Here is a 20237-nt window from a genome sequence, read left to right as displayed (position 1 = left end):
GCCGACCGACCGCAGTGCACGAAGCCCCGACTTCCACTGCTAACTCATCCCACACGGAGCGAGTCTTACGAGCGACGTTCGCGGCCCGTCTCGCGTCCGAGTGGCCGAAGCGCATGCGCCGCAAATTAGACACAGCGCCGCAGGCGCGGCAAATCCAACACAGTAGTTTGTTCGCATGGCCCGAACTCTGCTGGTTACCAATGATTTCCCGCCGCGGCCGGGCGGTATCCAGTCGTATCTGCAAGCGTTGGCAGGTGAGCTGCCGCCCGATGATCTGGTCGTTTACGCCCCGCGGTGGCGTGGCGACAGTCATCTGAAATTCGATGCGATGCAGAAGTTCCAGGTGGTGCGCCACCCGACCACACTGATGCTGCCGACTCCGCTGGTGCTGCGGCGGGCCGCGCGCCTGCTGCGCAGCGAGAACTGCGACACGGTGTGGTTCGGTGCGGCGGCGCCGCTGGCACTGCTGTCGCCGATGCTGCGGCGAGCGGGCGCCACTCGAATTCTGGCCAGTACGCACGGTCACGAGGTCGGCTGGTCCATGCTGCCGGGTGCGCGGCAGGCATTGCGCGCGATCGGTGAGCACACCGATGTCGTCACCTATGTCAGCAGATATACCCGTGGTCGGTTCGCCTCGGCGTTCGGGCCTGATGCCGCGCTCGAATATCTGCCGCCGGGAGTGGATACCGATGTGTTCCGGCCGGATCCGGCCGCGCGCGCGGAATTGCGCGAGCGCTACGGCCTCGGCGATCGCCCGACCATCCTGTGCCTGTCCCGGCTGGTTCCGCGCAAGGGCCAGGACGCGTTGATCGTCGCCATGCTCGAGATCCGCGCGCGGATTCCCGGTGCGGTACTGGTGGTCGCGGGCGGCGGACCGTACGAGGACAAGTTGCACGGGCTCGCGGCAGCCATCGGCGTCAGCGATGACGTGATCTTCACCGGACGGGTCCCGTCCAGCGAGCTGGCGGCCCATCACACCCTGGCCGATGTCTTCGCCATGCCGAGCCGCACCCGCGGGGCCGGACTCGATGTCGAAGGTCTGGGCATCGTGTACCTGGAGGCCTCGGCATCCGGAGTACCGGTGGTCGCCGGACGTTCGGGCGGTGCGCCGGAGACCGTGCTGGAGGGCAAGACCGGCCGCGTCGTCGACGGACGTAAGACCACCGAGATCGCCGACGCCATCGTCGAGATCCTGTCCGACCGCGACGCCGCCGCCGAGATGGGCGCGGCGGGACGCGCCTGGGTCGAGGAACAGTGGCGCTGGGACAGTCTGGGCGCGCGACTGCGTCAGCTGCTGCAATAAAGGCGACGGCGGCTCACAGGTTCGCGCTGTGATCTACTACGCTCGGGCTGTGAACGAGCGTCAGCGAGTGAACCAAAGACACAGCGCGCATTTGCGCACTGCGGAGCCGAGCGTCAGCGAGGCGCAGCCGTGAGCAGTATTCAGGTCGCTGATCAGACGTTTGTCGCCGCCCCCGGGGCCGCGGTCGCCGAGATCCTGGCCGGGGCGAACAATTGGCGCCGCTGGTGGCCCGATCTGACCCTCGGCGTCCGGGAAGACCGGGCCGACAAGGGTATTCGCTGGTCGGTCACCGGTGCGCTGACCGGAACCATGGAGGTATGGCTCGAGCCCGCACTCGACGGGGTGATCCTGCACTACTTCCTGCACGCCGAGCCGAAGGCGCCGACACGGGATCTGGCTGCCGCGAACCGGGCGCGCCGGGTCGCGGGCAAGGATATGTCGTTCGAGATCAAGACGAGGCTGGAGGCGGGCCGCGCGGCCGGTGTCGCGCCGGCACACGCCGCACCGACCGCCCGCTGACGCACAGCAAAGCAGCTGAAAGGAATCGTTGTCCGCCATGGCCGACAGGACCCAGAGGTCGATCATCATCGATGCACCGTCGCGGCGGGTGATGTCCGTCATCGCCGATCTGGAGTCCTACCCGGAGTGGGTCTCGGCGGCGAAAACCGTTGAGGTGCTGGAGAAGAGCGCCGACGGCCGGGCCCGGACCGCGCGCTTCGTGCTCGACGCCGGAGTCGTCAAGGACACCTACGTGCTGTCCTACACTTGGCGGCCCGACGATAAATCGGTCAGCTGGACGCTGATCAGCGGCGAACTGCAGAAGGCGCAGGACGGCACCTACGAACTCGTCGACCAGCCCGACGGCACCACCGAGGTGACCTATGAGCTGACCGTCGACCTGAATATCCCGATGATCGGCATGTTCAAGCGCAAGGCCGAGAAGGTGATCACCGATACCGCGCTCAAGGAACTGAAGAAACGGGTCGAAGGCTGATCACACACAAGCCCGAGGCGGCCGGTACTCGGGTCGAACTATTCATCGGCAAAGGCGGAGTCGGCAAGACGACGTTGGCCTGCGCTACCGCCATGGCCTATGCCCGGGCGGGGCAGCGGGTGCTGGTGGCCTCGCTGGATCAGGCGCATTCGCTCGGCGACGCGCTCGGCTTCCGATTTCCGCACGATGCCGGCACCGTGCCCGGGATCGCGAGCGTACTGTCCGGACTCGATGTAATCGAGGTCGATTCCCTTGCGCTGCTGGAGGATCGGTTCCGCGAGGTGGTGCGCGTGCTCGCGACCGGAACCGACCACGATCACGGCATCGACCTGGCCGCACTGGATCCGGCCGAGCTGACCGGGCTGCCCGGTGTGCAGGAACTGCTGATGCTGGTGGAGATCACCCAGTTCGCCGCCGAGGACGACTGGGATGTGATCGTCGTGGACTGCCCGCCCTCGGCGGATATGTTGCGCATCATCACCGCGCCGGAAACCCTGCTCGGATACGTGGAGCGGATGTGGCCGCCGCGTGCACGGACGATGAGCATGGTCGGCACCGATCTGCGGCGCGCGGTGCTGGCCACCACGGTCGAGCGGATCGTCAAGGCGGTCACCGAGGTGCGCGATCTGCTCGCCGATCACGGACGAACCGGTGCGCGACTGATCACTGTCGCCGAACAGGTCGCCATCGCCGAATCGGAGCGGGTGCGTTCGGCAGCGGCACTGCTCGGTCTGCGGTTGGACGCGGTGGTGGTGAACAAGGTGCTGCCCGCCGTGCCCCCGCCGACCGCACTCGAGGTGGCCGCCCATCCCGCCGTGCAGTGGTATGTGAATCGACGCGCCGAGCAATTGGATGTGGTGAACCGGCTGCAACGGGGTATGAACGAGACACGGGTGCTGATCGCACAGCACACCGGGCCCGAACCGGTCGGGCTCACGTCCCTGTCCGCGCTGTCGTATGCGATGGATTCGGGTGAGCGGTTGAATGCCGACTCGAAGCTGAGCGACAATCCGGCGGAGGTTCGCACAAGTTCCGGCGAGCCGGTGGTTCGATTGGAATCGGGCACCGGTCTGCATTCGGTGTACGCGTTGCGGATGCACCTGCCCGTCGTCGATCCGGCGACGCTGCGACTGGGACGAGTGGAGGACGATTTGATCGTGGGAGCGGACGGGGTCCGGCGCCGGGTGCGCCTGGCGCCGGTATTGCGACGGTGCACGGTCGACGGCGCCGAACTCGACAGCGGCTATCTGATCGTTCGATTCCACCCGGACCCGGAGGCGTGGCCGGTATGAGCGAGCGAATCATGTCACAGCGCGCATCGCGCATGCCGGAGCCGAGCGCTAGCGAGGCGCGGGCATGAGTGATTCGAACGACTGGCCCGGCGCTGCCGAGCCCGGTGACGGCCTCGGCGAATTCGCCGCGGAATTGAAACTGCTGGCCGAGGCGGTGCTCGAACGGGTCGAACCCGTGCTGCGGCGCGCCGCCGACGGAGAGCCGGACTGGTCGAGTTGCAGTTGGTGCCCGGTCTGTGCCGCCGCGGCGCTGGTGCGCGGTGAGCATCACGATGTGCTCTCGGTGGTGGCCGATCACGGCACCGCGATCGTCACGGTGCTGCGCGAGGCGCTCGCCGGTGTGCCGGTCGATCCGGTGATGCCCGAAGACGATGTGCCGCACGATCATTCGTTTGCCGCCGGCCAGCACGACGACCCACCGGACACGGAATCCACACCCGCCGACGCGGATACCCACACACGGCAGTCGAACTCGTCCGGGCGCCAGCGATCCCGCTATGTCGGCATCCCCGTGACGATCAAGGCATGACGGCGCGAGTAGCAGATGCGCGACCGCTGACCGTCGGAATCGACGTCGGCGGCACCAATATTCGCGCATCGGTGGTCGACGGCGACGGCGAGGTGCTCGACACCGTGGTCGCGCCCACACCGCATTCGGCGCGGGCACTGGAGAACGCGCTGGACCGCGCGGTCCGCGAACTGTGCCGCAGACATCCGATCAGCGCGGTCGGCCTCGCGGTGGCCGGATTCATCAACGCCGATCGCTCGACGGTGCGCTTCGCACCGCACCTGCCCTGGCAGGACACCCCGGTCGCGCAGCGGCTCACCGAACGCCTCGAACTACCGGTGATCCTCGAACACGACGCCAATGCCGCCATGTGGGCCGAGTACCGCTTCGGCGCGGCAGCGGGCGGGCACAATTCGGTGCTCGTCGCAATCGGCACCGGCATCGGCGCGGCGCTGCTCATCGACGGCGAACTGTATCGGGGCACGCACGGCGTCGCACCGGAGCTGGGGCATCTGCAGGTGGTGCCGCAGGGCCGGTCCTGTCCGTGCGGTAAACGCGGCTGCTGGGAAAGGTATTGCAGCGGAACGGCTCTGGTCGATACCGCGATCGAAATGCTGGCCACCGATCCGGTGCATTCGACGGTGCTGGCACGCGAGGTGCTGCGCGATCCCGGTTCGCTGACCGGACGCCGGGTGGCCGGGGCCGCCCAGGACGGCGACCCGTTGGCCGTTGCGGTCATGGCCGATTTCGCGCGCTGGCTCGGGCTCGGGTTGGCCTTCGTCAGCGATATCTTCGATCCCGGGCTGATCGTGATCGCCGGTGGCGTAAGCAGTTCGGCGCCGCAGTTTTTGGACGAGGCGCGCGAGGAGTACGCGCGGGCGATCACCGGCGCCGGGCATCGGCCGCTCGCCAGGATCCGCACCACACAGCTCGGTGAGGCGGCGGGGATGATCGGCGCGGCGGAACTCGCCAGGGCCACCCTCGCCGAGACCGGCCGCGGCCGTTCCTGGGCGGCTCGTTCCACCCACTGAGCGGTCGGTTATCAGTCCTCGAGAACATGTGGTGAGATACACCGCTCGGCTTGGATGTGATCTGTACCCAGCGGTAAAGTCGGCAACAGACGGTTGTACTCGTAAACGATCCCGGCCGCGGGGGTTAGGACGCCATGCTCTACTGGATGCTGAAGTACCTGTTCCCAGGACCGTTCATGCACCTCTACAACCGTCCGACGGTCGAAGGCGTGGAGCATATCCCCGCCGAAGGACCGGCCATCCTGGCCGGGAACCACCTGTCCTTCTCGGACTGGTTGTTCGCTCCGCTGATGAGCCCGCGTCGGATCAGCTATCTCGCCAAGGCCGAGTACTTCACCGCCCCCGGCTTCAAGGGTCGGCTGCAGAAGTTCTTCTTCAGCGCCACCGGCCAGTACCCGATCGACCGCAGCGGCGCCTCCGCGGCCGAGGACGCGCTCAATGCCGCACGCAAACTGCTCGACAAGGGTCACCTCGTCGGCCTCTACCCAGAGGGCACCCGCTCCCCCGACGGTCGCCTATACAAGGGCAAGACCGGCTTGGCGCGGCTCGCGCTCGAGACCGGCGTGCCCGTCATCCCGGTCGCCGTCATCGGTACCTTCGAGGTCTGCCCGCCCGGCCCGTTCCGCTGGCGCCGCCACAAGGTCACCGTCAAATTCGGCGCCCCCATCGACTTCTCCCGCTACGAAGGCATGGGCGGCAACCGTTTCGTCGAACGCGCCGTCACCGATGAGGTCATGTACGACCTCATGCAGCTCGGCGGCCAGGAATACGTCGACGTCTACGCCGCCAGCCTGAAGAAGGGCGTCCCCAGCGGCTCCGCCCCCGAAGCCACCCGCATCCCGGAGACGGCCGCCGGCTAGCCCCTTCCACTTCCACGAGCCCGGTGCCGAACGCACCGGGCTCGTTCGGTTTTCGGCGGTTCCACAGCCCGGCACATATCGTTGAGTCGTGACGGTGCGCGCAAAGATTTGCGGGATCAGATCCGAAGACGATCTGCGGATCGCGCTGGCCGCCGGTGCCGACGCCATCGGATTCATCTCCGGGATCACCCATTTCAGCGAAGATGCCCTCGATGCCGCGCGCGCGGCGGCGCTGTCACGACTCGCTCCGGCCTTCGTCACCCGTGTCCTGGTCACCCATCTGGAGGACGCGGCCGCCATCGTGGACTTGGCCGACCGAGTCGCGGTGGATGCGATCCAGGTTCACGGACTCGTCACCATCGACACCGTTCGTGAAGTCCGCAAGACCGCCGGTGGCCGGAAGGTCATCAAGGCGGTGCACGTCACGGGACCGGAAGCCGTCGATACCGCGCGTCAGGCCGCCGTGGATTGCGATGCGGTACTGCTCGATTCACGCACCGCCGACCGCCTGGGCGGCACCGGCTGCACCCACGACTGGTCGGTGAGCGCGGCCGTCGTGACAGCGCTGCACGAGCTGGGCTGCCCGGTGATCCTCGCCGGTGGTCTCGGTCCGGACAATGTCGCCGATGCCATCGCACGGGTGCGTCCGTTCGCGGTGGACGTCAATAGCGGCGTCGAAACTGCCACCGGGGATAAAGATCCCGACGCATGTGCCACGTTCGTGGCAGCGGCGCACGGGGCATTCGTACCTCGAGTTCCACGGCCATGAGCCCCCGGGTCCGGCGAGCAGCGTCGCCGCGGCTGCCCGCGATCACAGGGCCGACAATGGCCTTTTGCCGCCGATAATCCCGGTGGTCGTGGCATCCGATCGCCGCAACGCCCACCGGTAACCGCGTGCCCGTGGTGTCTCGGGAGCGAGCGATCTCGGCAACAGCTGGGTGCGGGTCTCACCGGGGAGGCACAATCACGGTGTGCGTGTTCCGAGTGCGGCAACTGCGGGCATGCAGTGGCGAAAGCTGGTGCACCGCAAGACGAGCGAGGGGGTCACGGTGTCGGAGGTAGCGCCGGATCTGTTGTTGTCTCTCGCCGTGGCGGCGGCGCATCAGTTGGGGTATTCGTGCCGGGTGGCGGCGGCCGATGACGTGATGTTGTCCGGGCCCGCTGGGGATGTGATGGTCGGGTTGACGAATTTGCGGCGGATGGCCGCGGATGAGCCGCCGGATCAGTGGCCGGCATTGGTGGCGGACTATCTGAGTACCGGACTGGTCGATCTGGAGGTCGACAGCGAGCCGCTCGATACCGGCGACTTCGCGATGATGCAGGGACTCATCCGGACTCGGCTCTACTCCGGGCACGGCGGTGCGCCCGATGTGGTGCGTCGCGAGGTCGCACCGGGCCTGATCCAGCGGGTACTGATCGACCAGGTGCACACCATGGCTCCGGTCACCTATCCGATGCTGCGGCAATGGCCGATCGACGAATACGAGCTGTTCGCCCTCGCCCAGCGGAACACCCGCAGCGACGGTGCATTGGATGTGCTCACTCATCAGATCGATACGCCGAGTGCCGACGGTGTCGAAATCACGATGCTGTCCGGCATCTCCGACTACATCACCGCGCACGCGTGCTGGCTCGACGCGTATCCGGTGATCGGACCGGCGGGCGCGGTATTCGTAGTGCCGTCGCAGCGCCATATCTACGCGCACCCGGTGGCGAATCTCCAGGTGGTCCAGGCCACCACGGTGCTGGCCCAGGTCGCGGTGCTCGATTACACGCAGCGCCCGTGGCCGGTCAGCCAGGACGTCTACTGGTGGCACGGCGGCACCATCGAGTTGGCCGCCGCCACGCAGCACACCGGTGAATCGCTCTGCATCTATCCGTCGGAGGACTTCCTCACCGCATTGAACGAACTCCCCGAGCCCTGACGAGATCTACGTCACACGGTAGTACCTCTCGCATCCAGGCCGTCACGTTTCGGACCGCTCGACCGTCTTATGCGTAGCCGGCTGTCGATCGAGAAGGAGATGACAATGCCTGTGCTGTTCATTCGTAACGAGGTGGCGCCACGCGGCTCGGACGGGAGCCCGCGATGAGCTCGAAGGCGGCGCAGCATGCCGACGCCGCGGACGAGCGGTACCGCGCCGCGGCCTTCGTGAAACGTTCGATCAACAAGGTCTTCCCGACGCACTGGGCCTTCCTGCTCGGCGAAATCGCCTTGTACAGCTTCATTATTCTGCTGATCTCGGGTGTCTACCTGACGCTGTACTTCGATCCGTCGATGACCGAAGTGGTCTACGACGGCGCGTATCAACCGCTGCGCGGCGTGCACATGTCGGCGGCCTATGCGAGCTCCCTCGACATATCGTTCGAGGTGCGCGGCGGTCTGTTCGTCCGGCAGGTACACCATTGGGCCGCACTGATGTTCCTGGCCGCGATCATCGTGCACTGCCTGCGGATCTTCTTCACCGGCGCGTTCCGCAAACCGCGCGAAGCGAATTGGGTGATCGGCTCGACCCTGTTGGTCCTGGCCATGTTCGAGGGCTACTTCGGCTACAGCCTGCCCGATGACCTGTTGTCGGGCACCGGCCTGCGTTCACCGCTCGGCGGGATCACGATGAGCATCCCGATCGTCGGAACCTGGATCCACTTCGCCCTTTTCGGCGGCGAATTTCCGGGCGAGGTGCTGATTCCGCGGCTGTTCATCACACATGTGCTGCTGTTCCCCGGCATCATGCTCGCGCTGATCGCCGCGCATATCGCGCTGGTCTGGTATCAGAAGCACACGCAATTCCCGGGACCGGGGCGCACCGAGGGCAATGTCATCGGTGCGCGCATCGTGCCGGTCTTCGCCGCGGACCAGGGTGCGTTCTTCATGTTCACCCTCGCCACCGTGGCGATCATGGGCGGGGTATTCCAGATCAATCCGATCTGGGAACTCGGGCCGTACAACCCGGCGCAGGTGTCGGCAGGTTCACAACCGGACTTCTACATGATGTGGACCGACGGCCTGGCCCGGCTCATGCCGCCGTGGGAGATTTACCTCGGCAACTACACCATCCCGGCGGCTTTCTGGGTTGCCATGGTGATGGGCCTGGTGCTCGTGATCCTGCCCGCCTACCCGTGGATCGAGAAGCGGCTCACCAAGGATTACGCGGCCCACAATCTGTTGCAGCGGCCGCGAGATGTGCCGGTGCGCAGTGGAATCGGCGCGATGGCGATCACCTTCTATCTGGTGCTGACGCTCAGCTGTGTCAATGACATCATCGCGTTGAAGTTCGATATCTCGCTCAATGCCACCACCTGGATGGGCCGCATCGGCCTGTTGATCGCACCGCCGATCGCGTACTTCATCACCTATAGGTTCTGCATCGGTCTGCAGCGCAGCGACCGGGCGGTGCTCGAGCACGGCATCGAGACCGGCATAATCAAGCGACTGCCGCACGGTGAGTACGTCGAGGTGCACCAGGCGCTCGGACCGGTCGACGAGCACGGCCATCCGGTGCCGCTGGTCTACCAGGGCGCGGCGATCCCGAAGAAAATGAACAAACTCGGTTCGGCGGGCAAACCGGGCACCGGCAGCTTCCTGCGACCCGATCCCGTGGCGGAATCCGAGCGACACTTCGAGATCGAGCACGCCGAGGAACGCAAACAGCTCGCCGTGCTGCAGAAGTACCAGGACCGAAGCACCGACGGCGAAAGGCACACCCCATGATGTGGCTCACGCGCTCGCATGAGCCGGCTACCGAGGACTACGGCCTGCTCGTCGCGGCCGCGACGGTGGCCGCCGAAGCCACCGCCCGCACGGTCCGCGACCTGTTGCGCGACAACGGAATCCGCGCCACCATCGGCCCGGCTCAGCCCGCCCGACACCGGGTACTCGTCTTCCCGGAAGACGCCGTGCGCGCATTCGGAATCCTCTGCGACAACACCATCTGAGGGTTCGCACCAGAAGGCCCCGAACCATCCGGGTTCGGGGTCTTCGGTCATCCGGCGTCCAGCCACGAAATGATCACCGAAGTGCAATGCTGTCAGGTAGACAGTTCCGAGCGGTATGGGAGCGAATCATGAGTTTTCAGAAGATTCCACCGGGGACCCGGGGATCCCGACCGCCGTCACCCAATCCGGTGTTCCGTTTCCTCATCCAGGCGATGGAGCGATACCACCGATTCCGCCACGACCGATTCATGGGCATGGACCTGGTCTATCTGACCACCGTCGGCGCGAAGAGCGGTCAGGAACGTCGGGTGACGGTGAGCCGGTTTCCGGCCGATGACGGCGGCTGGCTGATCGTCGCCTCCATGGGCGGCGCGATCCAACATCCGGGCTGGTATCACAATATCGCCGCGCATCCGGATCAGGTGTGGGCCGAGGTGGGCGGTACGAAGTACCACGTCACGGCCGAACAGCTGGACGAGCAACGGCGTGAGCAGGCTTGGAAGCAGATCACCGCTGTGCAACCGCGCTATCTCGGCTACCAGAAGAAGACCGACCGGCTCATCCCGATCATCGAACTCCGACCGCGCAACTGATACCAGGCGCCTGTTGGCCGAGCCGACGATGGGAGTTCACACGGTGTTGGACTCCCTGCGCCAAGGTGGGCCAATGACTGGTTCGGACTTCGGCATCTCCCGGCGCACCCTGCTGCGCTCCTCCGCCCTCGGTCTCGTCGCGGTCCCCGCACTCGCCGCCTGCTCGAACGACGGACCCACACTGGTCCGTCCGCGCCCGAAACTCACCCACGGCGTCGCGGTGGGCGATCCGCGCACCGACGGCGCGCTGATCTGGGCGCGCTCGGATCAGCCCGCGAAGCTGATCGTGGAGACCGCGGCCACCGAATCCTTCACCGACGCCAAACGATTCACCGGCCCGATGCTCACCCCGGACTCCGACGGCACCGGACGCGTGCGCGTCAACGGTCTGCCCGCAGGCCAGCAGGTGCACTACCGGGTCACTCTGGAAGGCGAGGACGGCGCCGCCTCCGAACCGATTACCGGTGTGTTCCGCACCGTGCCCGCCGGCGCGTCCGATATCAAACTGCAGTGGTCCGGCGATGTGGTCGGCCAGGGTTACGGCATCAACCCCGAAATCGGCGGTATGAAGATCTTCTCCGCCATGGCCGCGCGCGACCCGCACCTGTTCATCCACTCCGGTGACTCGATCTACGCCGACGGCCCACTGCAGGAATCGGTGACGCTGCCCGACGGCCGGATCTGGCGCAATACCGTCTCCGAGGCGAAAAGCGCTGTCGCGCAGACCCTGGCCCAGTTCCGCGGCAACTACGCCTACAACCTGACCGACCAGAACTACCGCCGCTTCAACACCTCGGTCGCCCAGGTGGTCCAGTGGGACGACCACGAAACCGTCAACAACTGGTACCACGGCGGCTTGGTCGCCGAGACCAAGGGCTACAGCGAGCGCAGCATGGACGCCCTCGCGACGCGCTCCTGGCAGGCCTTCCACGAGTGGATGCCATTGGAGCCCAAGGAGGCGGTCGACAGCCGCCTCTACCGCAAGATCTCTTACGGCCCGCTGCTGGACATCTTCGTCCTGGATATGCGGACCTATAAGGACACCAACGACATCGACAACGGACCCACCGGTCGCATCTTCGGCCCGGAACAGACGAAGTGGCTCATCGAGGGTCTGCGCGATTCCAAGGCCACCTGGAAAATCGTCGCCAACGACCTACCGCTCGGCCTTGTCGTCAAGGACGGTGAACAAAAAGTCACGGCCTACGAGGGCCCCGCCAATGGCGACAACGGCGCCCCGTCCGGCCGGGAAACCGAAATCGCCCAAGTACTCTCGGCGATCAAGGCGAACAAGGTGGGCGGCGTGGTCTGGCTGACCGCGGACGTGCACTACACCGCGGCCCACCACTATTCGCCCGAGCGCGCCGCCTTCACCGACTTCGACGAGTTCTGGGAGTTCGTGTCCGGACCGCTGAATGCCGGCGCGTTCGGCCCGAATCCGCTCGACGGCACCTTCGGTCCGGAGGCGGTCTTCGTGCACGCACCGACCGTTCAGAACGCATCACCGCTGGACAGCTTCCAACATTTCGGTGAGGTGCTGATCGACGGCAGGTCAAGGGAACTGACGGTCAATCTGTGCGATGCGACCGGATCCGTCCTGTTCAGCCAGCGGCTCGCGCCGCCGGTCCGGTAACCGTAGAGATCGAACGAGCATCGGAGGCCGCGCTGTGGTTAGCTTTCGGTCCATGAGCACGCCGCACACTGTCGCCGCCGAAGAATATCTACCCCGTGACACCGCGGATGTCGTTCGTACGGTGCGGAATTCACGCGGTCGCGCGGAAAACCTCACGGTGCGTGGCGGCGAACCGATCGACGACGGTCTGTCGTTACCCGATCCGCGCGCGGTGGTCTCGCTGCGAAAGATGAATGCGGTGCTCGATATCAACCTCGGCAGGCGCACCGTGCGAGTGCAGGCGGGCGCCAAACTCTCCGATATCGATCGCCGCCTCGGCGCACACGGGCTCGGTCTGCCGATCGTCGGCGACCACCGCGATATCACCGCAGGCGGTTTCGCCTCGGTCGGCGGTGTCAGCACGGCATCGCACAAGTACGGCATGTTCATCGACCAGATCGTGGACCTGGAGTACGTCGATCCGGACGGACGCATCGGCACCTGCGGTCGCAACCACCACACCGAGCGTTTCCACCGGATCCTCGGCGCGGGCGGACGCGCGGGCATCATCACCGCACTCACCCTCGATGCGGTCGATATCGATAAGGACCACACCTGGCTCACCACCGACGCCGACCGCTTCCTGGACTTCGACTCCTTCGTCGAACACGCCTACGCCGAAATCGCCCGGCCGGGCAATGTCGCATTGCAGGTCGGTCGTTGGGTCGATACCGCGCCACTGAAGGTTTCGCGCCCGGTCGGCACCGGCCATGTGCAGTTGGGGACCGTGCGGTTCGGTCAGTGGTCGAGCCTCTATCCCACCACGCCCACCCGCTCGCTGCGGGCGCGCCGTGAGGTCGGCACCAAGACCAGGAAGTCGTTGGGCGTCATCGCCTCTGCCGCGGGCGGCCGCGCGGGTGCACCGGTGCGCAATGCCGCGGCGGGCGCGCTCATGTTCGCCCCGAAGGTGCTGACATTGCGCGATGCGGAGTATCTGGCCGATACGGTCATCAGCTCCTCGGAACGCGGGCCCGCCTACCGGGTCGCGATTTTCGCGCCACTGTCGACCTACACCTCGGTTTTCTACAGACTGCACGATTTGTTTGCTGGACACCGGGAGCGGACCGGATGCTTCACCGTCATCTCCGCGATGACCTACGGCGTGCGCTCGAAGTACCTGCGTGAGGAGGCGCAAGCGCGCGGACTCGCGGTCGAGGACCACGGCCTGATCACCTTCACCTGCCGTTTGCGGCCCTCGGCGCTGCCCTCAGAACTGTTGCGCGACATCGTTACCGGAATCGATGAGATCTGCGCATCCGAACACGCCCTGCGGTACGACTCCACGGATTAGACTGTGTCGCGCCGCATATAGTCGCCAGCAAATAGCTTCACCGCCCATGCGGCGGTTCGGCTATCTGTTGGCGACGGCGGTCGACTCGGCACTGTCGGCGGGGTGTCGATGCGTTGGTTCAGCCCATCTACGGTGAAGGTTGCTCTGATGCTCGAATTCCGCACTGCCCCGACCCGTTTGCCGGATCGTAAGCGTCAGCGGCCCGAATCCGTCGAGGGGCTGCGGGTTCTCGTGACGGACGCATGTTCCGAAATCGGTCACGCCACAGCCACACTGCTTGCCGCACACGGTGCACAGGTGCTGCTGGTCGCCCGGCGCGGGGACCAACTCGTCGCCGGCTGCAATCAGATCGTCGATGCGGGCGGTGCGGCGAATTGGTTCCGCTGCGATATCTCCGCACTCGGTGATGTCGATCAGCTCGTCGACTGGGTGCTCAGCGATTTCGGCCGGGTCGATGTGCTGATCAACAATGCTGGCCGTCCGCTGCGCCGACCCGTATCGCAATCCCTGGACCGCTTCCGCGATTACCAGCGCATGATGGCGACCAACTACTTCGGTCCGCTGCGCCTGACGCTCGGCCTGCTGCCCGCCATGCTGGAATCCGGCTCCGGCCACGTGATCAATGTGGGCCCGTTGAGCCTGAAGACCGGTGCCACACCGAATTTCGCCTCCTACGCCAGCTCCCAGGCCGCCTGGACCACCTTCGGTCAATGCGCGGACGCCGAGCTCTCGCCACGCGGCATCCAGGTGACCGCCGTCCAATATCCGGCCGTCCAACCGGATACCGGAGCAATCGCGCACTACGTCACCGAGCCCGCTATGGAACCGACCGATGCCGCCCGGCTGATCGAAACGGCCATCCGCACCCGCCCGGCCCGCCTCCAACCCCGCTTCGCGCGCACCCTGCGCGGACTGGCCGGTGTCGCCCCCCGTTCCACCAACCGCATCCTGTCCCGCCTCGCCTCGCTCTGACCCCACGCGGCAGCAGCGCCGACGGTAGTCCAATGGTGGCTTCGAGGCCCCTCGGCAACCACCATTCGACTACCGTCGGCGACATCCCAGCCCCAGTAACGCCGAAGCGCCCCACCGGAATCCGGTGGGGCGCTTCGGAAAGAGCTATTCGCTCAGTGCTTTTCGGGGCCTAGGTAGTACTCGAACACCAGACCGGCGGCCGCACCGAGGATGCACACCACACCGATGCCGATCAGCCAGAACTGGAAGAACGCCAGGCCGAGGGCGGTGATGGCGCCCGCGCCTGCCAGGGTGATGGGCCAGAAGCTGCCGGGCGAGAAGAAGCCCAGATCGCCCGCACCGTCCACGATCTCGGCATCCTCGTAATCCTCCGGGCGCAGGTCGAGGCGACGTGCGACGAAACGGAAGTAGGTGCCGATGATCAGCGACAGACCGGCGGTCAGCACCGTCGCGGTGGTGCCCGCCCACTCGACACCGGTCCGCGACTGGCCGGTGAAGTAGCCGTACACGATTGCCACGATGACGAAGAACACCGTGAGCAGTTCGAAAATCCGCGCTTCGATCTTCATTTCAGATCAGTCCTCACTTGCTCTCTACCGCGGACGCGCTCTTGATGTCGCGCTTGGTGTTGAACGGCTGTGTGGTGGTCGCGACCGGGGATTCACCGATGGACTCGAGCGCCTCGGCGTTGGTCTTGCCCGCCTTGCGCGCATCCATGTACTTGGTGAACTTCTCCGGCGATACCGCACGGACCTCGAAGTTCATCATCGAGTGGAAGGTGCCGCACATCTCGGCGCAGCGGCCGACGAACGCGCCTTCCTTCTCGATCTTGGTGATCTGGAAGACGTTATCCGAGTGGTTTTCCTTCGGGTTCGGCATCACGTCGCGCTTGAACAGGAACTCCGGCACCCAGAAGGCGTGCACCACATCGGCCGCGGCCAGCTGGAATTCGATGTTCTTGCCGGTCGGCAGCACGAGCACCGGGATCTCGGTGCTGGAGCCGACGGTCTCGACCTTGTCGTAGTGCAGGTAGGACAGGATCTCGTTCTCCGGCTTGCCGTGCACCGGGCCCGGCTGCGGGTGACCGTCCTTGGTCCGCTCCTTGTACTCCTCGAGCTGCTCCTGGTTGGCGTCCTCGCGGGCCTTGTCGATGCCGTCGAAGCGGTAGCCGTCCTTGAAGTCGACATTGCGGTAGCCGAACTTCCAGTTCCACTGGAAGGCGGTCACGTCGACGGTCACGTCCGGGTTGTCGACCTTCTCGTGCACGTAGTTCTGCACGACCACGGTGAAGTAGAACAGCACCGCGATGATGACGAACGGCACGGCCGTGTAGGTCAGCTCCAGCGGCACGTTGTAACCGGTCTGGCGCGGGAACTCCGGGGAGTCCTTCTTCTTGCGGTGGAAGGCGACGGTCCAGAAGGTCAGACCCCACACCAGCACACCCATCGCCAATGCCGCGATGACCGACCAGGTCCACAGCTCCCGCATCCGGGTGGCCTGCGGCGTGATGCCAGAGGGCCAGCCGAATCGCAGCCAAACATTGTCGATCGAGCAGCCCGAGACGAGCATCGCGGTGATCCCCAGGGACACCGCCAGCCCGGCCCGTCGAAGGAGACGGCCCTGCCGACCCTTCACGGGTCGTGCCCCGATCTCTTCGCTCGCCTTGTGCGCCACGCTCACGCCTTCCTGGTCGCCACACATTCCGACAGTGCACCGCACGGGTTGCGATCGCCCGGCGGTACGTCCTAAGCACGTTTCAGGGCATTCCGTCGGCCGCTTGCTTCGCGCGCGATCCAACTGAGAATGTCCTGAGTACTACGCAGCGTAGACCAAACCGGCGCCCCGTTTGACGTCGGGTCGCATTCGACACTCCGCCGACGCGGGGTTGATCCGGTCACCCGGACATCGTCGCAGTACAAGGCGTGCGACGCGACCGGATCGGGCAGGTGCGATGCAGGCGGACACAACATTTCGCAGCGGAACTGTCCGGTGGGCGTGACACACGAATCCGCCCGGTGCGGCATACTCGGACACGAGATTTCGTCCTGCGCGCCCACCTATCGGGCGCAGCCACCCAATGAATCGGGCCAGCGCCCGTACCGAAGCGGAAACGAGGTTGCCGACGCCGTGTGTGGACTGCTCGGATTTCTGACATCTGATGCGGCAACCGAGGACGTGGTGGAGCGGGTGTACGACGCCCTGCACTGCGTGCGCCATCGCGGCCCGGACGAGCGCGGCACCTGGCACGACGATCATGTGATCTACGGCTTCAACCGGCTGTCGATCATCGATATCGAGCATTCGCACCAGCCGCTGCGCTGGGGTCCGGCGGAAAACCGGGAGCGCTACGCGCTGACCTTCAACGGTGAGATCTACAACTACATCGAGATCCGCGAGGAACTCGCGAAGGCGCACGCCGAGGAGTACCCGGACGGGAAGATCTTCGAGACCGAGGGCGATAGCGAGGCGATCGTCGCGGCCTTCCACTACTGGGGTCCGGAGGCGGTGCGCAAGCTGCGCGGCATGTTCGCGTTCGCGATCTGGGATACCGAAACCCAGGAGCTGTTCCTGGCGCGCGATCCGTTCGGGATCAAGCCGTTGTTCCTGGCGACGGGTCCCGGCGGCACCGCGTTCGGCAGTGAGAAGAAGAGCCTGCTGGAGCTGCTGCCCGCACTCGGGCTGTCCGATGCACTGGATCCGCGGGCTTTGGAGCACTACACGGTGCTGCAGTACGTGCCGGAGCCGGAGACCCTGCACAAGGACATCCGTCGCCTGGAATCCGGGCACTACGCGACCGTGCGGGCGGGCGAGGCGCCGCAGGTCACCCGCTACTTCGACCCGCAGTTCAAGGTGCGGGCGTTCGCACCCGGTTCGGCGGCCGCCCGCTATCGCGATATCGCCGAGGCCCTGGAGGACTCGGTCGCCAAACATATGCGCGCGGATGTGACGGTCGGATCGTTCCTGTCCGGCGGCATCGACTCCACCGCGGTCGCGGCGCTGGCCATGCGGCACAACCCGAAGCTGATCACCTTCACCACCGGCTTCGAACGCGAGGGCTACTCCGAGGTCGATGTGGCCGTCGAGAGCGCGGAGGCGATCGGCGCGCGGCACATCGTGAAGGTGGTCTCCCCCGCCGAATTCGCGGCCGCGATCCCCGAAATCGTCTGGTACCTCGACGATCCCGTGGCCGACCCGGCGCTGGTTCCGCTGTACTTCGTCGCCAAGGAGGCACGCAAGCACGTCAAGGTGGTGCTCTCCGGCGAGGGCGCGGACGAGCTGTTCGGCGGATACACGATCTACCGGGAACCGTTGTCGCTCAAGCCCTTCGAATACCTGCCGCGTGGCGTGCGCAAGCTGGCGGGCAAGCTCTCGGAGCGGATTCCGGACGGCACCCGCGGTAAGAGCCTGCTGCACCGAGGCTCGCTTCCCTTGGAGGAGCGCTACTACGGCAATGCGCGCAGCTTCAGCGATGCGCAGTTGCGTGCGGTGCTGCGCGAATTCCGGCCGGAATGGACCCACCAGGACGTCACCGCGCCGATCTACGCGCAGTCGCGCGGCTGGGACCCGGTCGCGCGCATGCAGCATCTGGATCTCTACACCTGGCTGCGCGGCGACATCCTGGTCAAGGCCGACAAGATGACCATGGCGAATTCGCTCGAGCTGCGCGTGCCGTTCCTGGATTCCGAGGTGCTGAAGGTCGCCGAACAGCTGCCCTACGAGCAGAAGATCACCAAGGAGACCACGAAGTACGCGCTGCGCCAGGCACTCGAGGGCATCGTCCCGCCGCATGTGCTGCACCGGGCGAAGCTGGGTTTCCCTGTCCCACTGCGGCATTGGTTGCGCGGCACCGAACTCTACGACTGGGCGCACCTGCAGATCGCCGAATCGCAGACCGATCACCTGCTGGACAAGGGCGCGATCAAGGGCATGCTCGAAGACCACCGCGCAGGCCGCGGCGACCACAGCCGCAGGTTGTGGACGCTGCTGGTCTTCATGGTCTGGCACGGGATCTTCGTGGAGAAGCGCATCACTCCCGACATCCAGGAGCCGGTCTACCCGGTCTCGCTGTAGTGCTGGTGCCGCGGTAACGCGGCACCGTCGTCTCGGTGCAACGCGATTGCGCCGCGCAAACCCTTCACACGACGCGCACGCCCGGTGAATCGCGCGCGGCACGCTATAGCGTGCGCGGCACCGGATGCACGGGCAGCGCTGAGCGGCGCGCGGTGAGCAGATGCGAACGGCCGCACCGGAATACGGTGCGGCCGTTGCGGTTGGCGTCGTTCAGAGCAGGGGCTTGATGTCGGCGGCGGCTTCGGGACCGTAGGCCTTGGTAAGGCGCTCGAGGGCGTCGTCCTTGTTGAGGGTCCACTCCTGGGTGCCCATGGTCTCGAGTACGAGAACCGCGATGAGCGAACCCAATTGGGCGGAGCGCTCCAGCGAGAGCCCGGTGGTGTGGCCGGTGAGGAAGCCCGCGCGGAAAGCGTCGCCGACGCCGGTGGGCTCGACCTTGTTCACCTCGGGGACCACACCGACAGTCACCTCTGTGCCGTCGCGGTCGACGATCTGTACGCCGTCCTTGCCGAGCGTGGTGACCCGGATACCGACCTTGCGCGCGATCTCTTCCTCGGCCAAACCGGTCTTCTGCAGCAGCAGTGCCCACTCGTACTTATTGGTGAAAAGGTATGCGGCACCGTCGATCAGCTGCACGGCCTGATCACCGTCGAGGCGGGCAAGCTGCTGGGACGGGTCGGCGGCGAACGGAATGCCGAGTTCACGGCATTCGGCGGTGTGGCGCAGCATCGCCTCGGGATCGTTGGCGCCGATGAGCACCAGGTCCAGGGTGTGCTGCTCGGCGAGTTCGCCGATCGAGATGTCGCGGGCCTCGCTCATCGCGCCCGGGTAGAACGATGCGATCTGGGCCATGTCGTCGTCGGTGGTGCAGACGAAGCGCGCGGTATGCGCCCGATCCGAGATCCGGACGGTGGAGCAGTCGACACCGTGCTTCTCGAGCCAGGCACCGTACTCGGCGAAATCGGCGCCGACCGCGCCGACGAGCAGCGGCGTGCGGTTCAAAACGCCCATGGCGTAGGCGATGTTGCCCGCGACACCGCCCTTGCGGATCTGCAGATCATCGACGAGAAAGCTCACCGAGACGTGGTCGAGCTGATCGGCCAGCAGCGCGTCGGCGAACCGTCCGGGGAAACGCATGAGGTGGTCGGTTGCAATGGACGCGGACACGGCGATAGACACGAGGCTGAGCCCCTTCGAGTAGGCGGCAGACGACGAAAGGCGCGGGACACAAAACCCGCGCCTTCACCGTATCAACTACTGCATCCGCCGAGCACTAACGACTTCTTCGCCCCGGCGACAACCGGCCGGGGGCTGAGGTGTCAGTTGAAGGAGTCGCCGCAGGCGCAGGAACCCGTCGCATTCGGGTTATCGATCGTGAAGCCCTGCTTCTCGATGGTGTCGACGAAGTCGATCGAGGCGCCCTGTACGTACGGCGCGCTCATCCGGTCGACGGCCAGCTTGACGCCGCCGAAGTCGACGGTCAGGTCGCCATCGAGCGAGCGGTCGTCGAAGAAGAGCTGGTAGCGCAGGCCCGCACAGCCGCCCGGCTGCACGGCGATACGCAGGGCGAGGTCGTCGCGACCCTCCTGGTCGAGCAGTGCCTTCGCCTTGCTGGCGGCGGCGTCGGTCAGAGTCACACCGTGGGTGGTCGTCTCGTCTTGCACAGTCATGAACTCTCCTCAGGACAGCTGTGTTCAACCCGTGAACAGCGCAC

20 protein-coding genes are annotated in these 20237 nt (G+C 65.9%); 16 read left to right on the top strand and 4 right to left on the bottom strand.

What is annotated here, in order from left to right:
- Positions 1-175 precede the first annotated feature (175 nt).
- The 15 genes from ACFYOW_RS37775 (at position 176) to ACFYOW_RS37705 (ending at position 14452) form a co-directional block, all read left to right on the top strand.
- A complete protein-coding gene (locus ACFYOW_RS37775) occupies positions 176-1303 on the top strand; it encodes a glycosyltransferase family 4 protein (protein WP_387294861.1) in 1128 nt (375 codons plus the stop codon).
- Between the two features lie 129 nt (positions 1304-1432).
- Positions 1433-1822, top strand: coding sequence for a polyketide cyclase / dehydrase and lipid transport (locus ACFYOW_RS37770; RefSeq protein ID WP_387294859.1), 390 nt, complete (start codon positions 1433-1435; stop codon positions 1820-1822).
- A 37-nt stretch (positions 1823-1859) separates the two neighbouring features.
- On the top strand, positions 1860-2297 hold the full coding sequence (locus ACFYOW_RS37765; RefSeq protein ID WP_387294858.1) for an SRPBCC family protein: 438 nt from the start codon (positions 1860-1862) through the stop codon (positions 2295-2297).
- Positions 2294-3589 (top strand): ArsA family ATPase, encoded by a 1296-nt coding sequence (locus ACFYOW_RS37760; protein WP_387295031.1) that lies wholly within the window; start codon positions 2294-2296, stop codon positions 3587-3589. The genes ACFYOW_RS37765 and ACFYOW_RS37760 overlap by 4 nt, the downstream gene beginning before the upstream one ends.
- A gap of 64 nt (positions 3590-3653) precedes the next feature.
- Positions 3654-4118, top strand: a complete 465-nt coding sequence (locus tag ACFYOW_RS37755) for a hypothetical protein (RefSeq protein ID WP_387294856.1) — start codon at positions 3654-3656, stop codon at positions 4116-4118.
- A complete protein-coding gene (locus tag ACFYOW_RS37750; protein ID WP_387294855.1) occupies positions 4115-5128 on the top strand; it encodes an ROK family protein in 1014 nt (337 codons plus the stop codon). The genes ACFYOW_RS37755 and ACFYOW_RS37750 overlap by 4 nt, the downstream gene beginning before the upstream one ends.
- 134 nt (positions 5129-5262) lie before the next feature.
- Entirely contained in the window at positions 5263-5988 is a 726-nt protein-coding gene (locus ACFYOW_RS37745; RefSeq protein ID WP_387294854.1) for a lysophospholipid acyltransferase family protein, read from the top strand.
- An 88-nt stretch (positions 5989-6076) separates the two neighbouring features.
- Entirely contained in the window at positions 6077-6757 is a 681-nt protein-coding gene (locus tag ACFYOW_RS37740) for a phosphoribosylanthranilate isomerase (protein ID WP_387294853.1), read from the top strand.
- 202 nt (positions 6758-6959) lie between these two features.
- Entirely contained in the window at positions 6960-7913 is a 954-nt protein-coding gene (locus ACFYOW_RS37735; RefSeq protein WP_387294851.1) for a hypothetical protein, read from the top strand.
- 164 nt (positions 7914-8077) lie between these two features.
- A complete protein-coding gene (locus ACFYOW_RS37730) occupies positions 8078-9700 on the top strand; it encodes a cytochrome bc complex cytochrome b subunit (RefSeq protein WP_387294850.1) in 1623 nt (540 codons plus the stop codon).
- A complete protein-coding gene (locus tag ACFYOW_RS37725; protein ID WP_387294849.1) occupies positions 9697-9924 on the top strand; it encodes a hypothetical protein in 228 nt (75 codons plus the stop codon). Before ACFYOW_RS37730 ends, ACFYOW_RS37725 begins: the two co-directional genes overlap by 4 nt.
- A 128-nt stretch (positions 9925-10052) precedes the next feature.
- Positions 10053-10517 (top strand): nitroreductase/quinone reductase family protein, encoded by a 465-nt coding sequence (locus tag ACFYOW_RS37720; protein ID WP_387294848.1) that lies wholly within the window; start codon positions 10053-10055, stop codon positions 10515-10517.
- 73 nt (positions 10518-10590) lie between these two features.
- Entirely contained in the window at positions 10591-12150 is a 1560-nt protein-coding gene (locus tag ACFYOW_RS37715) for an alkaline phosphatase D family protein (protein ID WP_387294847.1), read from the top strand.
- A 52-nt stretch (positions 12151-12202) separates the two neighbouring features.
- Positions 12203-13480, top strand: coding sequence for an FAD-binding oxidoreductase (locus ACFYOW_RS37710; RefSeq protein WP_387294846.1), 1278 nt, complete (start codon positions 12203-12205; stop codon positions 13478-13480).
- Positions 13481-13627: 147 nt separating this feature from the next.
- A complete protein-coding gene (locus ACFYOW_RS37705) occupies positions 13628-14452 on the top strand; it encodes an SDR family NAD(P)-dependent oxidoreductase (protein WP_387294844.1) in 825 nt (274 codons plus the stop codon).
- A gap of 152 nt (positions 14453-14604) precedes the next feature.
- Here ACFYOW_RS37705 and ACFYOW_RS37700 read toward each other — a convergent pair whose 3' ends face one another.
- Together ACFYOW_RS37700 and ACFYOW_RS37695 are read right to left on the bottom strand one after the other, a co-directional pair.
- Complete coding sequence (locus ACFYOW_RS37700) at positions 14605-15021, bottom strand: cytochrome c oxidase subunit 4 (protein WP_387294843.1); 417 nt, start codon at positions 15019-15021, stop codon at positions 14605-14607.
- Positions 15022-15034: 13 nt separating this feature from the next.
- Positions 15035-16087: a cytochrome c oxidase subunit II gene (locus tag ACFYOW_RS37695; protein WP_387295029.1), complete on the bottom strand. Its 1053-nt coding sequence runs from the start codon at positions 16085-16087 to the stop codon at positions 15035-15037.
- 492 nt (positions 16088-16579) lie between these two features.
- Between ACFYOW_RS37695 and asnB the strand changes: the two genes are divergently transcribed.
- Positions 16580-18523, top strand: a complete 1944-nt coding sequence (gene asnB / locus ACFYOW_RS37690; protein ID WP_387294842.1) for an asparagine synthase (glutamine-hydrolyzing) — start codon at positions 16580-16582, stop codon at positions 18521-18523.
- A 210-nt stretch (positions 18524-18733) separates the two neighbouring features.
- Here asnB and ACFYOW_RS37685 read toward each other — a convergent pair whose 3' ends face one another.
- Both ACFYOW_RS37685 and ACFYOW_RS37680 read right to left on the bottom strand, forming a co-directional pair.
- Positions 18734-19702, bottom strand: coding sequence for a carbohydrate kinase family protein (locus ACFYOW_RS37685; protein WP_387294841.1), 969 nt, complete (start codon positions 19700-19702; stop codon positions 18734-18736).
- Between the two features lie 140 nt (positions 19703-19842).
- Positions 19843-20193, bottom strand: coding sequence for an iron-sulfur cluster assembly accessory protein (locus ACFYOW_RS37680; RefSeq protein WP_040688522.1), 351 nt, complete (start codon positions 20191-20193; stop codon positions 19843-19845).
- Positions 20194-20237: the final 44 nt, after the last annotated feature.

This window comes from Nocardia sp. NPDC006982, from assembly GCF_042869435.1.
Lineage (GTDB): Bacteria > Actinomycetota > Actinomycetes > Mycobacteriales > Mycobacteriaceae > Nocardia.
This window is presented reverse-complemented; position numbering and strand designations above follow the sequence as displayed.

What these genes read in the sequence shown, in the direction of transcription:
- ACFYOW_RS37775 (WP_387294861.1), top strand. Translation starts at nt 176, where the DNA reads ATGGCCCGAACTCTGCTGGTTACCAATGATTTCCCGCCGCGGCCGGGC.
- ACFYOW_RS37765 (WP_387294858.1), top strand. Translation starts at nt 1,860, where the DNA reads ATGGCCGACAGGACCCAGAGGTCGATCATCATCGATGCACCGTCGCGG.
- ACFYOW_RS37755 (WP_387294856.1), top strand. Translation starts at nt 3,654, where the DNA reads ATGAGTGATTCGAACGACTGGCCCGGCGCTGCCGAGCCCGGTGACGGC.
- ACFYOW_RS37750 (WP_387294855.1), top strand. Translation starts at nt 4,115, where the DNA reads ATGACGGCGCGAGTAGCAGATGCGCGACCGCTGACCGTCGGAATCGAC.
- ACFYOW_RS37745 (WP_387294854.1), top strand. Translation starts at nt 5,263, where the DNA reads ATGCTCTACTGGATGCTGAAGTACCTGTTCCCAGGACCGTTCATGCAC.
- ACFYOW_RS37730 (WP_387294850.1), top strand. Translation starts at nt 8,078, where the DNA reads ATGAGCTCGAAGGCGGCGCAGCATGCCGACGCCGCGGACGAGCGGTAC.
- ACFYOW_RS37725 (WP_387294849.1), top strand. Translation starts at nt 9,697, where the DNA reads ATGATGTGGCTCACGCGCTCGCATGAGCCGGCTACCGAGGACTACGGC.
- ACFYOW_RS37720 (WP_387294848.1), top strand. Translation starts at nt 10,053, where the DNA reads ATGAGTTTTCAGAAGATTCCACCGGGGACCCGGGGATCCCGACCGCCG.
- ACFYOW_RS37715 (WP_387294847.1), top strand. Translation starts at nt 10,591, where the DNA reads ATGACTGGTTCGGACTTCGGCATCTCCCGGCGCACCCTGCTGCGCTCC.
- ACFYOW_RS37710 (WP_387294846.1), top strand. Translation starts at nt 12,203, where the DNA reads ATGAGCACGCCGCACACTGTCGCCGCCGAAGAATATCTACCCCGTGAC.
- ACFYOW_RS37705 (WP_387294844.1), top strand. Translation starts at nt 13,628, where the DNA reads ATGCTCGAATTCCGCACTGCCCCGACCCGTTTGCCGGATCGTAAGCGT.
- ACFYOW_RS37700 (WP_387294843.1), bottom strand. Translation starts at nt 15,021, where the DNA reads ATGAAGATCGAAGCGCGGATTTTCGAACTGCTCACGGTGTTCTTCGTC.
- ACFYOW_RS37680 (WP_040688522.1), bottom strand. Translation starts at nt 20,193, where the DNA reads ATGACTGTGCAAGACGAGACGACCACCCACGGTGTGACTCTGACCGAC.